Here is a 12,811-nt window from a genome sequence, read left to right as displayed (position 1 = left end):
CTTTCTCGTGGCCAGGTCATAGAAAAGCGATTCCAGGAATTTCCATAGTGTTAAGGCGCATCGCGCTCTGTTAAGGTGGAGACATCGGTCAAATTGCCACCTTCACATGGATCCAGCGATAAGTTATTCATATGGAAAACCCCGCGCCCTTAACCTGTGCCTTACCTGAACGCGTCGCCACCGTCGGCGAAGGCATCAAAGACAGTCTCCCCATCGTCATCAACTACCTTCCGGTGGCATTCGCCTTCGGACTCAATGCCACCCGGCTGGGCTTCACCCCGCTGGAAAGCCTGTTCTTCTCCTGCATTATTTACGCCGGCGCCAGCCAGTTTGTGATCACCGCCATGTTGGCCGCCGGCAGTTCGCTGTGGGTCGCCGCCCTGACGGTAATGGCGATGGATGTCCGCCACGTGCTGTATGGCCCCTCATTGCGCAGCCGCATTCGCTCAGCGCTGGATAAAAAGAAAACCGCCCTCTGGGCCTTCGGCCTGACCGATGAGGTTTTCGCCGCCGCTACCGCCAGGCTGGTTCGCGATAACCGCCGCTGGAGCGAAAACTGGATGCTTGGTCTCGCTTTTACCTCGTGGGCATCGTGGGTGTGCGGCACGCTGGCCGGCGCCTGGTCCGGCAACGGCCTGCTGGTGGATTATCCGGCGGTGGAAGCCGCCCTCGGCTTTATGCTGCCGGCGCTGTTTATGAGCTTCCTGCTGGCCTCTTTCCAGCGTCAGCAGTCACTCTGCGTCACGGCGGCGCTGGCGGGCGCGCTGGGCGGCATTCTGTTATTTTCCATTCCGGCGGCGATCCTCGCCGGAATTGTCTGCGGGTGTCTGACGGCGCTGCTTCAGGCCATGCTCAAGGGGATGCCGGATGAACAGTGAAGTCCTTCTGCTCGGGGTGATAGTCGGCGGCGTCAACTATCTCTTTCGCTATCTTCCTCTGCGTTTGCGCGTCGGCCACGCCCGTCCTGCCCGCCGCGGCCCGGTCAGCGTGCTGCTGGATACCATTGGCATCGCCTCGATTTGCGCGCTGTTGGTGGTCTCCAGCGTGCCGGAGATCCTCGCCGATGCCCATCGCCTGGCGCCGACGCTGACCGGCTTCCTGGTGCTGGGGGCCGCCTTCTGGAAAACCCGCAGCATCATTGTCCCGACCCTGCTGTCGGCGTTTGCCTATGGTCTGGCATGGAAAATCACCAACGGGCTCTAAGCTTTACGTATCAATTTTGGTCAATAATTCATTTGATTTATTTGTCACAATAGTTATTATATCGGCTGTAATTAATGAGGTCATACCCAAATGGATAGTTCGTTTACTCCCATTGAGCAAATGCTCAAGTTCCGCGCCAGCCGCCATGAAGATTTCCCGTTTCAGGAGATCCTGTTAACTCGTCTTTGCATGCATATGCAAGGTAAGCTGCTGGAAAATCGCAATAAAATGCTCAAAGCGCAGGGAATTAACGAGACATTATTTATGGCGCTGATTACGCTGGAGTCACAGGAAAACCACAGCATCCAGCCGTCCGAGCTGAGCTGTGCGCTGGGCTCGTCACGTACCAACGCCACCCGTATCGCTGATGAACTGGAAAAACGCGGCTGGATTGAGCGCCGCGAGAGCGATAACGATCGTCGCTGTTTGCATCTGCAACTGACCGAAAAGGGCCATCAGTTTTTGCGTGAAGTCCTGCCGCCGCAGCATAACTGCCTGCATCAGCTGTGGTCTTCACTTAGCACCAGCGAAAAAGATCAGCTCGAACACATCACCCGCAAACTCCTGAGCCGCCTTGATCAGATGGAAGAAGAAGGCGTGCTAGCGGACTCTCTACGCTAAGGGCGGCGTCGCTCAGCCCATTTTTACGTTGCAAGGAAAACAGCCAGGCCAGCAGATCTCTGCTGGCCTTTCTGATAAACAGGTCGGCTCAGCCGATGTGAAATAATAAGATCGTGGAGAATAACATGAGTGCAAATGCGGAGAGCCAAACCCCGCAGCAACCAGGCAGCAAAAAAGGAAAGCGTAAAGGCGCCCTTCTGTTGCTGACATTGCTCTTCATTATTATTGCCGTGGCATATGGGATTTACTGGTTTCTGGTACTGCGTCACTACGAAGAGACCGACGATGCCTACGTGGCAGGGAATCAGGTACAAATTATGGCTCAGGTCGCGGGCAGCGTGACCAAAGTCTGGGCTGACAACACGGACTACGTGCAGAAAGGCGATCCGCTGGTCACGCTCGATCGGACCGATGCCCAACAGGCGTTTGAAAAGGCTAAGACCCAACTGGCCGCCAGCGTGCGTCAGACCCGCCAGCAGATGATCAACAGCAAGCAGCTGCAGGCAAATATCGACGTCAAAAAAACCGCCCTCGCCCAGGCGCAGGCTGACCTGAACCGCCGCATCCCGCTGGGCGCCGCGAATCTCATTGGCCGCGAAGAGCTGCAGCACGCCCGCGATACCGTCGCCAGCGCACAGGCCGAACTCGACGTGGCAATCCAGCAGTACAACGCCAACCAGGCGATCGTGCTGGGCACCAGGCTGGAACAGCAGCCGGCGGTGCTCCAGGCGGCCACTGAAGTGCGTAACGCCTGGCTGGCCCTGCAGCGTACGCAGATCGTCAGCCCGATTAGCGGCTACGTTTCCCGTCGCTCGGTACAGCCTGGCGCGCAGATCGGCACCACCACGCCGCTGATGGCGGTGGTCCCGGCGACCAACCTGTGGATCGATGCTAACTTTAAAGAGACTCAGCTGGCGCATATGCGTATCGGCCAGCCGGCCACCGTGATCAGCGATATCTATGGCGATGACGTGAAATACACCGGTAAAGTGGTCGGTCTGGATATGGGCACCGGCAGCGCCTTCTCTCTGCTGCCGGCGCAGAATGCCACCGGCAACTGGATCAAAGTGGTACAGCGTCTGCCGGTTCGTATCGAGCTGGATGAAAAACAACTAGCGGAACACCCGCTGCGCATCGGCCTCTCGACGCTGGTGGAAGTCAACACCACCGATCGCGATGGTGAAATGCTGGCCAGCCAGGTGCGGAGCTCCCCGGTTTACGAGAGCAATGCCCGTGAAATCGCTCTCGATCCGGTTAATAAGCTGATAGACGAGATCATTCAGGCCAACGCCGGATAATTCGGGGTGAGTGTAATGCAACAGCAAAAACCGCTGGAAGGCGCGCAGCTGGTCATTATGACCATTGCGCTGTCGCTCGCGACGTTCATGCAGGTGCTGGATTCCACTATCGCCAACGTGGCGATCCCGACCATTGCCGGCAACCTTGGCTCGTCGCTGAGCCAGGGGACCTGGGTCATCACCTCGTTCGGGGTCGCTAACGCCATCTCCATCCCGATCACCGGCTGGCTGGCCAAGCGCGTCGGCGAGGTGAAGCTGTTCCTGTGGTCAACCACCGCCTTCGCCATTGCCTCCTGGGCCTGCGGCGTCTCCAACAGCCTGACGATGCTGATTTTCTTCCGCGTCATTCAGGGGATCGTCGCCGGACCGCTGATCCCGCTGTCGCAAAGTCTGCTGCTCAGCAACTATCCCCCGGCGAAGCGCTCTATCGCTCTGGCGCTGTGGTCGATGACGGTGATTGTCGCACCCATCTGCGGTCCGATCCTTGGCGGCTATATCAGCGATAACTATCACTGGGGCTGGATCTTCTTTATCAACGTGCCCATTGGCGTGGCGGTGGTGCTGATGACCCTGCAGACCCTGCGCAACCGGGAAACCAAAACCGAACAGCGGCGGATCGACGGCGTCGGTCTGGCGCTGCTGATCATCGGTATCGGTAGCCTGCAGGTGATGCTGGACCGGGGTAAAGAGCTGGACTGGTTCTCCTCCAATGAGATTATCATTCTGACCATCGTGGCGGTGGTGGCGATAAGCTTCCTGATCGTCTGGGAGCTAACCGACGATAACCCGATTGTCGATCTGTCGCTATTTAAGTCGCGCAACTTCACCATCGGCTGCCTCTGTATCAGTCTGGCCTATATGCTCTACTTCGGCGCCATCGTACTGCTGCCGCAGCTGTTGCAGGAGGTATACGGCTACACCGCGACCTGGGCCGGCCTGGCGTCGGCGCCGGTGGGGGTGATCCCGGTCATTCTGTCGCCGATTATCGGCCGCTTCGCGCATAAGCTCGACATGCGGCGGCTGGTCACCTTCAGCTTTATTATGTACGCGGTCTGCTTCTACTGGCGCGCCTGGACCTTCGAACCGGGGATGGACTTTGGCGCCTCGGCGTGGCCACAGTTTATCCAGGGCTTCGCGGTGGCCTGCTTCTTCATGCCGTTGACCACCATCACCCTCTCCGGCCTGCCGCCGGAGCGGCTGGCGGCGGCGTCGAGCCTGTCGAACTTCACCCGTACCCTTGCCGGCTCCATCGGGACCTCGATCACCACCACCCTGTGGACCAACCGCGAGGCGCTGCATCATGCGCAGCTCACCGAATCGGTGACCCCCTTTAACCCCAACGCGCAGCAGATATACGATCAGCTGCAGGGCATGGGAATGACGCAGCAGCAGGCGTCCGGCTGGATAGCGCAGCAGATAACCAACCAGGGGCTCATTATCTCCGCCAACGAAATCTTCTGGATTTCTGCGGCTATTTTCATCCTGCTGTTGGGGCTGGTGTGGTTCGCCAGACCACCGTTCAGCGCCGGCGGAGGCGGCGGCGGCGCGCACTAAGCCTCACATAAAGGGACCTCCGGGTCCCTTTTTTACGGCGTCAGGTTGTCCAGTTCTCGCTAGTTTCTGTCTCGTTTGCGAAAGCCCGTCACCCTGCGCTCGGGCAGGATAAAGGCTGACCATTAAGGAGAACACTATGCTGAGCCATCCTGCTGAAAAGTACCGTCCCTATCCGCCGATCGCCCTGCCTGACCGCCGCTGGCCAGACCGGCAAATCAGTCACGCCCCGCGCTGGCTGTCGACTGACCTGCGCGACGGCAACCAGGCGCTGGCGGAGCCCATGGACAGCGCCCGCAAACTGCAGTTCTGGGATCTGCTGCTGGAGTGCGGCTTTAAAGAGATTGAAGTCGCCTTCCCTTCCGCCTCACAAACCGATTTCAACTTTGTCCGCCAGCTGATTGACGAACAGCGCATCCCGGAGGATGTCACCATCCAGGTGCTGACCCAGGCGCGAGACCCGCTGATCCTGCGCACCTTTGAGGCGCTGCGCGGCGCCCGCCGGGCTACCGTCCACCTCTACAATGCCACCGCGCCGCTGTTCCGCGAGCTGGTTTTCGGCATGGACAAGGCCGAGGTGATCGCCCTCGCGACCCGCGCCACCCGGCTTATCCGTCAGCAGTGCGAACAGCAGCCGGAGACCCGCTGGCAATATGAATATTCGCCTGAAACCTTCTGCTTCACCGAGCCCGAGTTTGCGCTTGAGATTTGCGAAGCGGTGGCGGATGTCTGGCAGCCCTGCGCCGAGCGACCGATGATCGTCAATCTGCCGGCGACGGTGGAAGTCAACACCCCCAACGTCTATGCCGATCAGATCGAGTATTTTTGCCGCCACTTCTCCCGCCGCGGCGAGGTCTGCATCAGCGTGCACCCGCATAACGATCGCGGCACCGGCGTCGCCAGCGCCGAGCTGGCGGTGATGGCCGGCGCCGATCGGGTAGAAGGCTGCCTGTTTGGCAACGGCGAACGCACCGGCAACGTCTGTCTGGTGACTTTGGCGATGAACCTCTACAGCCAGGGCATCGACCCTGAGCTTCGCTTCGAGCAGATGAACCGGGTGGTGGAGGTGGTGGAAAACTGCAACCAGATCCCCGTTCACCCGCGCCACCCGTGGGCGGGAAGTCTGGCTTACACCGCCTTCTCCGGCTCCCATCAGGATGCGATCAAAAAAGGGTTTGATGCCCGTCAGCCTGGCGATCCGTGGCAGATGCCCTACCTGCCCATTGACCCGCAGGATATTGGCTGCAGCTATGAGGCGGTGATCCGCGTCAACAGCCAGTCGGGGAAGAGCGGCAGCGCCTGGCTTATCGAACAAAATCATGGTCTGAAACTGCCCCGCGGGCTGCAGCAGGACTTCAGCCAGCACGTTCAGCAGGCCACCGATAGCGACGGCAAAGAGATGACCCACCATGCGCTGTGGCAGCTGTTCCGCACGCGCTACGGGCTGCAGGCGCAACCGGCGCTGACGCTGCTCGATTATCAGAGCGCCAGCCAGCAGGATGGCCAGCTTTCCCTGCAGGCAACGCTGCGTCACCACGGCGAAACCCGACGCCTGCAGGGCCAGGGCAACGGCCTGCTCTCCGCCGCAGCCAGCGGGCTCAGCGCGCTGTTTCGGCAGCCGTTTATGATCAAGGACTATCATGAGCATACCCTCGGCGCGCGCAGCGACAGCCGGTCGGTGGCCTATATCCGCTGCGTTTTTCCGCAAGGAGAAAGCTACTGGGGCGTGGGTATCGATAATGACGTGGCGCGCGCCTCGCTGCAGGCGCTGTGCAATGCGCTCAGCGCCGCCGATCAGGCCGGGGGACGAAAATAGTCGCTGGGGGCGACGCCCATCACCCGACGAAACATGGCGCTGAAGGCGCTGTGGCTACCGTAGCCCAGCTCCAGCGCCACCCGAAGCACGGAGTGGCCCTGCGCCAGGCGCACCAGCGCTTCCATTAGCTTCGCCCGGCGCACCCACTCGCTCCACGTCAGGCTAGTCTGCTGCTGAAAATGGCGGTTTAGGGTTCGCTCGCTCATGCTGCACGCCTTCGCCGCCTGGCCGCTGCTCCAGGCCTCGCCCGGCGCCTCGCGTACCTGCTGGCACAGCCGACGCAGCGTTTCGCTTTGCGGCTCCGGCAGGCCAAACGGCAGGATCGCCATCCCGCGGATCTCATCGAGGATCAGTTCATAAATTCTTTCGTCGCGGCTGGCGGGGGCATAGCGTTCCGCCAGCGCCAGGGATGACACGATCAGTTCCCGCAGCAGCGGCGTGATCTGTACGATCTGGCAGCCCGCCGGAAGATCGGCGCGCGCCAGCGGATCGATAAACAGGGTGCGCGCCGCCACGTTGCCGGTCATGCGTAGCGCGTGCGGCGTTCCCGCCGGCAGCCAGACGCCGCGCCCGGGCGGCACCACCCAGTAGCCTACCGGCGTCGCGACCCGCACCACGCCGCTTAGTATATGCAGCAGCTGGGCGCAGTCATGCTGATGCCAGTCTTCCTGGTCACCGTGGGCATAATCATGGGCAAAGGGCACCAGTGGGCGGTGCTGAAAGGAGAAGGAAAGCGTCGTCGTCATCGCGGCGTTAGAAGAGCGGCCCGGCGACAGGCGTCGGGCCGTGGCGGAAGCACTAGATGTGCAGTTCCTGCAGTTTTTCTTTCGGCAACGCCAGTTCGTCGTTGCTGTTGATGCGCACATCGCGCTCAATGATATGGCGAGCGATGTCCTGGGCCTCTTCCAGCGAGTGCATGGTGTAAGTCCCGCACTGGTAGACGTTGAGCTCCGGGATCTGGTTCTGATCTTTCACCTTCAGCACATCGGCCATCGCCGCTTTCCAGGCGTCAGCGACGCGCTGCTCGTCCGGCGTACCAATCAGGCTCATATAGAAGCCGGTGCGGCAGCCCATTGGCGAAATGTCGATAATTTCCACGCCATTCCCGTTCAGATGATCGCGCATAAAGCCCGCGAACAGATGCTCCAGGGTGTGGATACCGCGTTCCGGCATCACTTCCTGGTTCGGTACGCAGAAGCGCAGATCGAAAACGGTGATTTCATCGCCATGCGGCGTGTTCATTTTCTTCGCGACACGCACCGCTGGGGCTTCCATTCGGGTATGGTCGACTGTGAAACTATCTAACAACGGCATTCGTCACCTCCGGGAGTGAATTTTTTTAAAATAAAATGAACTCTTTGTTCAGCCGCGAGTCTCAGTATATGAAAGACGCGCATTTATTATCATCATCATCCCTGAATCAGAGATGAAAGTTTGGCCACAGTGATGTGGCCTTTTTCTTTTCCAGCGCTACGCGTGCCGCGCCAGCAGCGCCTCAAACGGCTCGCTGTCTTCAGCTTCCACTTTCTTTTGTCGCGCCACCGACGCGTCGCGCTCGGCGATAAAATCGTCTTCGCTCAGGATCTCCAGCGGCTCTTCGCGCAGCTGCGTCCGGTAACGATCGGCAAGCGCACGGCCGGTACCGCCAATGCCTTCTTCAATCATAGAACGCAGAATGCGGGCTGAGAAGGTTAATTCCGGATCGTCAAAGCAGGCCAGCAGCTCGTCGCAGACCTGCTGATATGCCTGGCCACCGTGGATACTGTCCAGGGTCTGCGCCACGCGGCGTAAATCGCGGAACAGATCTTTGCCCACCTGAGCCAGCGGGAACTGCGCGCTTTCGCAGCCAATCCCCAGCGTTAAGCCCGGCTTACGCCCTTCCAGAATCACCCGATTCCAGTTGGTGCGGGTGCACAGCAGCTCATCGCTGCTCATCTCCGGCGCGTCGGCCAGCGCGCACCAGACCATAAACAGGTCGAGGAAACGCACCTGCTGGGCGTCAACGCCGATCGGCGAGAACGGATTGATATCCAGCGAACGCACTTCGATATACTCAATACCACCGCGCAACAGCGCATCGGACGGGGTTTCGCCCCGACGGGTGACGCGTTTCGGGCGGATCGGCGCATAAAGTTCATTTTCAATCTGCAGAATGTTGCTGTTGATCTGCAGATACTTGCCGTCTTTCTGCAGCCCGATTTTGGCGTACTCTTCCGACGGCGTTTTAATCGCCCGCTTCAATCCTGCCACATACTCGTGCAGATCGTTAAACGTAATTCCGAGATTGCTTTGCGACTTATTGGTATAACCAAGGTCGCTGAGGCGCAGCGAGGTGGCATACGGCAGGTAATACATGCCGTTGCCCGTTTCCTCAAAGGGCAGCGTTGTCGGTTTGCCTTGCAGGAATGAGGAGCAAATCGCCGGCGAGGCGCCAAACAGATAGGGGATCACCCAGCCAAAGCGATAGTAGTTACGAATTGAGCGGAAATAGCCCGCCGAAATGGCCTCTTTACCACTCTCGGCATCTTCCACACCACATTTTGCCTGCCAGAAGGCCATCGGTAGGGAGAAGTTATAGTGCACGCCGGAGATAGTCTGCATCAGCGCGCCATAGCGGTTCTTCAGCCCCTCGCGATATAGCGTTTTCAGGCGCCCCACGTTAGAGGTGCCGTACTGCGCCAGCTCAATATCCTGACCGGGGGCGATATAGCATGGCATGCTCAGCGGCCACATCCGCTCGTCGCCAAGCTGACGCGCGGTATAGCGATGGACATCGCGCATAAAGGTCAGCATATGCTCAATATCGCCATCTACTGGCGTAATGAACTCAAGTAAAGCTTCGGCAAAATCGGTGGTAATCCATTTATGCGTCAGCGCTGAGCCTAACGCCGGAGGGTGACCGGTCGTTGCAAGGGTGCCGTCTGCGTTCACGCGCAGCGTTTCCCGCTCCAGACCACGTTGAATACCCTGCAGAGCCTGCGGATGTTTTTCCAGCCAGGCCAGCGCCTGTGATACGTCCGGGATCAATTTGACCTCCCGCCTGTCGAAATCGTTTGAATAAGCATAATTGTAATGGATGAACTGTCAGTCCAATTAGTGCCACCACGTCATGCCCTGAAGCGTCGCTGCCGCAATAGCGATATAGCGCAGCGCCTTACCAAGGCATAAGAAAAAGAGTACCGGTCCCCAGGAAATGCGCATCCATCCCGCCAGCAAACACAGTAAATCGCCGACAACCGGCGCCCAGCTCAGTAAGAGCGTGACCGCGCCGTAGCGCTTAAGCCAGCCGGCCGCCCGCTCCTGCCAGCGCGAGGTTTTGCGCAGCGGAAACAAGCGCCCCAGAATAACGTTAGTTACCCCTCCAAGGCTATTGCCGATTGTTGCTATTAATACTAACCACCACGGATGACTGACCCCCGCAAGTAGCATAGCCACCAGCACAACCTCCGAATTGCCGGGGAGCAGCGTGGCGCTTAAAAAGCTACTGGCAAACAGCGAGGTGAGTGACAGCGCGTCGCTCACAGCAAACGCACGTCAACTGCGTCCATTCCCGCGCGCTTCGCCGCCTGCAGACCAAAGTCGGCATCTTCGAAGACGACGCATTTTTCCGGCGCGACGCCCATGCGCTCGGCGCACAGCAGGAAGGTATCGGGCGCGGGTTTATGGTTGACCACATGATCGGCCGCCACCACCGCGGAGAAGTAATGACGCAGCCCCAGGTGCGCCAGCAGCGCTTCGGCGACGGCGCTCTCGCTGCCGGTTCCCACCGACATCGGGCGACGGCCGTGCCATGCCTTAACCACCTCAATCAGCGGCAACGGGCGTACGCTGTCCAGCAGCATCGCTTTGACGGCCTGGGTTTTTTCCTGCGCCAGACGATGTGGATCGAGATCGGCCTGATTGAGTTCGATAATCGCCTGGGCGATTCGCCAGGTTGGTGAGCCATTGAGCGCGACCATCGCCTGTTCGTCGAAACGCATACCGTAGCGGCCCAACACCTCGTTCCATGCCTGCCGATGGGTCGGCTCGGTATCGAGAATGGTGCCATCCATATCAAAGATCAGTCCTGCGTAACCTTCGTACATTGTCTTCTCACCAACCGGTTTGGGAATGATTACTGTAACGCAAAAGCCCGCCGTTGTCGCGGCCAGCGGCGCAGACGACAAAGGCGCCCTCAGGCGCCCCCAAACATTAGGCCGGATAACCAGCCTTATTTAATACGCAGATCGTTCTCGACCATTCGCACGCCCTGCACTCGGCGTGTGACTTCTACGGCTCGTTTAGCGCTCTCCGCGGAGGAGACAAATCCGCTCAGCTGGACGCGGCCTTTAAAGGTCTGGACGCTAATTTCTGAGGACTTAATGTCTTTATCATTAAAGAGCGCCGTTTTCACCTTGGTGGTCACCACGGTATCGTCAATATAGCCGCCCGTACTCTCCTTTGTAGCCGATCCCGCACAGCCAGCGAGGGCCGTCGTTACCAGCAGCGTCGCGCAAAAAGCAGGTATTGCTTTGAACCATTTCATGGATTTCTCTCCTTGCATTTATCTCAGCCTGATAACGCTGATATACAAGGATAAATTATAGTGGAAAGCGCGTCTTGCCAATAAAAAAGTCAGGATGAAGCCAGTGATGGAAAACGAGGTAATCGGGATGGTGAGAGAAGAGTGAAGATTATGCATTCAGAACGGGTGCGGCGATAATTTCGCAGCCTACGCAACAACATCGTCGTTGTTACTGAGGAGAATATGGTGCATCCGGGAGGATGACTCGGCTACGCCTCGCCCTTTGGGCCGTTGCTTACGCAACGTTATCCCCCTGGTGCTGGCGATGATTTCGCAGACCATAAAACAACATCGTCGCTGTTACTAAGGAGAATATGGTGCATCCGGGAGGATTCGAACCTCCGACCGCTCGGTTCGTAGCCGAGTACTCTATCCAGCTGAGCTACGGATGCATCGGGAAAGCTATTTTACTGCGGGGTTACTCTCCTGGCACTTACGATGGTTTCGCAAACCAGATAACAACAATGTTGCTGTTACTAAGGAGAATATGGTGCATCCGGGAGGATTACTCGGCTGCGCCTCGCCCTACGGGCCGTTGCTTACGCAACGTTATCCTCCCTGGTGCTGGCGATAATTTCTCAGACCATAAAACAACATCGTCGCTGTTATCAAGGAGAATATGGTGCATCCGGGAGGATTCGAACCTCCGACCGCTCGGTTCGTAGCCGAGTACTCTATCCAGCTGAGCTACGGATGCATCGGGATTACTGCTGTAATTCTGATATCAAATTTCGCGATTTGCCATTCTTATTAAAGAATGGTGCATCCGGGAGGATTCGAACCTCCGACCGCTCGGTTCGTAGCCGAGTACTCTATCCAGCTGAGCTACGGATGCATCGGGAAACTTGCTTTACTACGCGTCAGTGTCACAACTAACACATGCCACACTGAGTATGATGGCATAATCGGTAGAGTGACTCGATTATGCCTCGCACTGCGGGCCGCTGCTTTCACAGCGCTCTTCTCTCTTAATTCAGAAAGAAGATGGTGCATCCGGGAGGATTCGAACCTCCGACCGCTCGGTTCGTAGCCGAGTACTCTATCCAGCTGAGCTACGGATGCAAAATGGCGGTGAGGCGGGGATTCGAACCCCGGATGCAGCTTTTGACCGCATACTCCCTTAGCAGGGGAGCGCCTTCAGCCTCTCGGCCACCTCACCACACACGCCTCTTTCGAGTGCTTCGAAGAACTTGTTTCTGCTCTTCGTCGCTGCGATGGCGCACATATTACTTTCTGGTACTTATAAGTCAAACACTTTTTCGAGACCTTTTTTCGTTTGCACACTTCGCACGCAATTCGCGTGCAAAAACGGCAAAAAGGGCAATTTATCAACAGGAAATCAGCCCTGACGCTGGCATAACGCCAAACGACCAAAGCGGCAAAGGGTAATGAAAAGCGGTATGGCGCAGGGGGAAAAAATAGAAAAAGGGAAAAAGCGGCGGTAAGTGATGCGCCTCACTGCACAGCGAGGCGCGGAAACCTTAGTAACTGGACTGCTGGGATTTTTCAGCCTGAATACGCTGGTAGATCTCTTCACGGTGAACAGACACTTCTTTAGGGGCGTTTACGCCAATACGAACCTGGTTACCCTTCACCCCTAAAACTGTCACAGTGACCTCATCTCCAATCATGAGGGTCTCACCAACTCGACGAGTCAGAATCAGCATTCTTTGCTCCTTGAAAGATTAAAAGAGTCGGGTCTCTCGTATCCCGGCATTATCCATCATATAACGCCAAAAAGTAAGCGATGACAAATAC

13 protein-coding genes and 5 tRNA genes are annotated in these 12,811 nt (G+C 58.0%); 6 read left to right on the top strand and 12 right to left on the bottom strand.

Features of this window, described 5'->3' with window-relative positions:
- Positions 1 to 131 precede the first annotated feature (131 nt).
- The 6 genes from KHQ23_RS16010 to leuA all read left to right on the top strand — a co-directional run bounded on the left by KHQ23_RS16010 (position 132) and on the right by leuA (position 6,489).
- Positions 132 to 878, top strand: coding sequence for an AzlC family ABC transporter permease (locus KHQ23_RS16010; RefSeq protein ID WP_047693844.1), 747 nt, complete (start codon positions 132 to 134; stop codon positions 876 to 878).
- A complete protein-coding gene (gene ygaH / locus KHQ23_RS16005) occupies positions 868 to 1,203 on the top strand; it encodes an L-valine transporter subunit YgaH (protein ID WP_002914335.1) in 336 nt (111 codons plus the stop codon). Before KHQ23_RS16010 ends, ygaH begins: the two co-directional genes overlap by 11 nt.
- A gap of 90 nt (positions 1,204 to 1,293) precedes the next feature.
- Positions 1,294 to 1,824 carry a transcriptional repressor MprA gene (gene mprA, locus KHQ23_RS16000; RefSeq protein ID WP_002914337.1) on the top strand — a complete coding sequence of 177 codons (531 nt, stop codon included), beginning with the start codon at positions 1,294 to 1,296 and terminating at the stop codon, positions 1,822 to 1,824.
- A 125-nt stretch (positions 1,825 to 1,949) separates the two neighbouring features.
- Positions 1,950 to 3,122 carry a multidrug efflux MFS transporter periplasmic adaptor subunit EmrA gene (gene emrA / locus KHQ23_RS15995; RefSeq protein WP_002914339.1) on the top strand — a complete coding sequence of 391 codons (1,173 nt, stop codon included), beginning with the start codon at positions 1,950 to 1,952 and terminating at the stop codon, positions 3,120 to 3,122.
- A 15-nt stretch (positions 3,123 to 3,137) separates the two neighbouring features.
- Positions 3,138 to 4,676, top strand: a complete 1,539-nt coding sequence (emrB, locus tag KHQ23_RS15990; RefSeq protein WP_002914342.1) for a multidrug efflux MFS transporter permease subunit EmrB — start codon at positions 3,138 to 3,140, stop codon at positions 4,674 to 4,676.
- Positions 4,677 to 4,812: 136 nt separating this feature from the next.
- Entirely contained in the window at positions 4,813 to 6,489 is a 1,677-nt protein-coding gene (leuA, locus tag KHQ23_RS15985) for a 2-isopropylmalate synthase (RefSeq protein WP_004185353.1), read from the top strand.
- Here leuA and KHQ23_RS15980 read toward each other — a convergent pair.
- The 12 genes from KHQ23_RS15980 to csrA all read right to left on the bottom strand — a co-directional run bounded on the left by KHQ23_RS15980 (position 6,468) and on the right by csrA (position 12,720).
- On the bottom strand, positions 6,468 to 7,235 hold the full coding sequence (locus tag KHQ23_RS15980; RefSeq protein ID WP_004149452.1) for a helix-turn-helix transcriptional regulator: 768 nt from the start codon (positions 7,233 to 7,235) through the stop codon (positions 6,468 to 6,470). The two genes, leuA and KHQ23_RS15980, sit on opposite strands and share 22 nt — an antisense overlap.
- Positions 7,236 to 7,287: 52 nt before the next feature.
- The gene (luxS, locus tag KHQ23_RS15975; RefSeq protein ID WP_002914351.1) at positions 7,288 to 7,803 is read right to left on the bottom strand and encodes an S-ribosylhomocysteine lyase; all 516 of its coding nucleotides are present in this window, start codon (positions 7,801 to 7,803) and stop codon (positions 7,288 to 7,290) included.
- A 156-nt stretch (positions 7,804 to 7,959) separates the two neighbouring features.
- The gene (gene gshA / locus KHQ23_RS15970; protein WP_002914353.1) at positions 7,960 to 9,516 is read right to left on the bottom strand and encodes a glutamate--cysteine ligase; all 1,557 of its coding nucleotides are present in this window, start codon (positions 9,514 to 9,516) and stop codon (positions 7,960 to 7,962) included.
- A 66-nt stretch (positions 9,517 to 9,582) separates the two neighbouring features.
- Entirely contained in the window at positions 9,583 to 10,011 is a 429-nt protein-coding gene (locus KHQ23_RS15965; protein ID WP_002914355.1) for a YqaA family protein, read from the bottom strand.
- Positions 10,008 to 10,574, bottom strand: a complete 567-nt coding sequence (gene yqaB, locus KHQ23_RS15960; protein ID WP_004174701.1) for a fructose-1-phosphate/6-phosphogluconate phosphatase — start codon at positions 10,572 to 10,574, stop codon at positions 10,008 to 10,010. The genes KHQ23_RS15965 and yqaB overlap by 4 nt, the downstream gene beginning before the upstream one ends.
- Positions 10,575 to 10,699: 125 nt before the next feature.
- Positions 10,700 to 11,014, bottom strand: coding sequence for a BON domain-containing protein (locus KHQ23_RS15955; protein WP_002914359.1), 315 nt, complete (start codon positions 11,012 to 11,014; stop codon positions 10,700 to 10,702).
- Positions 11,015 to 11,368: 354 nt separating this feature from the next.
- Positions 11,369 to 11,445 (bottom strand) — tRNA-Arg (locus KHQ23_RS15950).
- Positions 11,446 to 11,673: 228 nt separating this feature from the next.
- A tRNA-Arg gene (locus KHQ23_RS15945) sits at positions 11,674 to 11,750 on the bottom strand.
- A 61-nt stretch (positions 11,751 to 11,811) separates the two neighbouring features.
- Positions 11,812 to 11,888 (bottom strand) — tRNA-Arg (locus tag KHQ23_RS15940).
- A 150-nt stretch (positions 11,889 to 12,038) separates the two neighbouring features.
- A tRNA-Arg gene (locus KHQ23_RS15935) sits at positions 12,039 to 12,115 on the bottom strand.
- Between the two features lie 4 nt (positions 12,116 to 12,119).
- A tRNA-Ser gene (locus KHQ23_RS15930) sits at positions 12,120 to 12,212 on the bottom strand.
- 322 nt (positions 12,213 to 12,534) lie between these two features.
- Positions 12,535 to 12,720 (bottom strand): carbon storage regulator CsrA, encoded by a 186-nt coding sequence (gene csrA / locus KHQ23_RS15925; protein ID WP_000906486.1) that lies wholly within the window; start codon positions 12,718 to 12,720, stop codon positions 12,535 to 12,537.
- Between the last annotated feature and the right edge of the window lie 91 nt (positions 12,721 to 12,811).

The organism is Klebsiella sp. 64 (assembly GCF_018223915.1).
GTDB lineage: Bacteria > Pseudomonadota > Gammaproteobacteria > Enterobacterales > Enterobacteriaceae > Klebsiella > Klebsiella pneumoniae.
Note: the sequence above shows the minus strand (reverse complement) of the source record. Positions and strands in the feature narration are given on the sequence as shown.

Excerpts from the sequence above, each read along its gene's own strand:
- KHQ23_RS16010 (WP_047693844.1), top strand. The coding sequence starts at position 132 with ATGGAAAACCCCGCGCCCTTAACCTGTGCCTTACCTGAACGCGTCGCC.
- ygaH (WP_002914335.1), top strand. The coding sequence starts at position 868 with ATGAACAGTGAAGTCCTTCTGCTCGGGGTGATAGTCGGCGGCGTCAAC.
- mprA (WP_002914337.1), top strand. The coding sequence starts at position 1,294 with ATGGATAGTTCGTTTACTCCCATTGAGCAAATGCTCAAGTTCCGCGCC.
- emrA (WP_002914339.1), top strand. The coding sequence starts at position 1,950 with ATGAGTGCAAATGCGGAGAGCCAAACCCCGCAGCAACCAGGCAGCAAA.
- emrB (WP_002914342.1), top strand. The coding sequence starts at position 3,138 with ATGCAACAGCAAAAACCGCTGGAAGGCGCGCAGCTGGTCATTATGACC.
- leuA (WP_004185353.1), top strand. The coding sequence starts at position 4,813 with ATGCTGAGCCATCCTGCTGAAAAGTACCGTCCCTATCCGCCGATCGCC.
- KHQ23_RS15980 (WP_004149452.1), bottom strand. The coding sequence starts at position 7,235 with ATGACGACGACGCTTTCCTTCTCCTTTCAGCACCGCCCACTGGTGCCC.
- luxS (WP_002914351.1), bottom strand. The coding sequence starts at position 7,803 with ATGCCGTTGTTAGATAGTTTCACAGTCGACCATACCCGAATGGAAGCC.
- yqaB (WP_004174701.1), bottom strand. The coding sequence starts at position 10,574 with ATGTACGAAGGTTACGCAGGACTGATCTTTGATATGGATGGCACCATT.
- KHQ23_RS15955 (WP_002914359.1), bottom strand. The coding sequence starts at position 11,014 with ATGAAATGGTTCAAAGCAATACCTGCTTTTTGCGCGACGCTGCTGGTA.
- csrA (WP_000906486.1), bottom strand. The coding sequence starts at position 12,720 with ATGCTGATTCTGACTCGTCGAGTTGGTGAGACCCTCATGATTGGAGAT.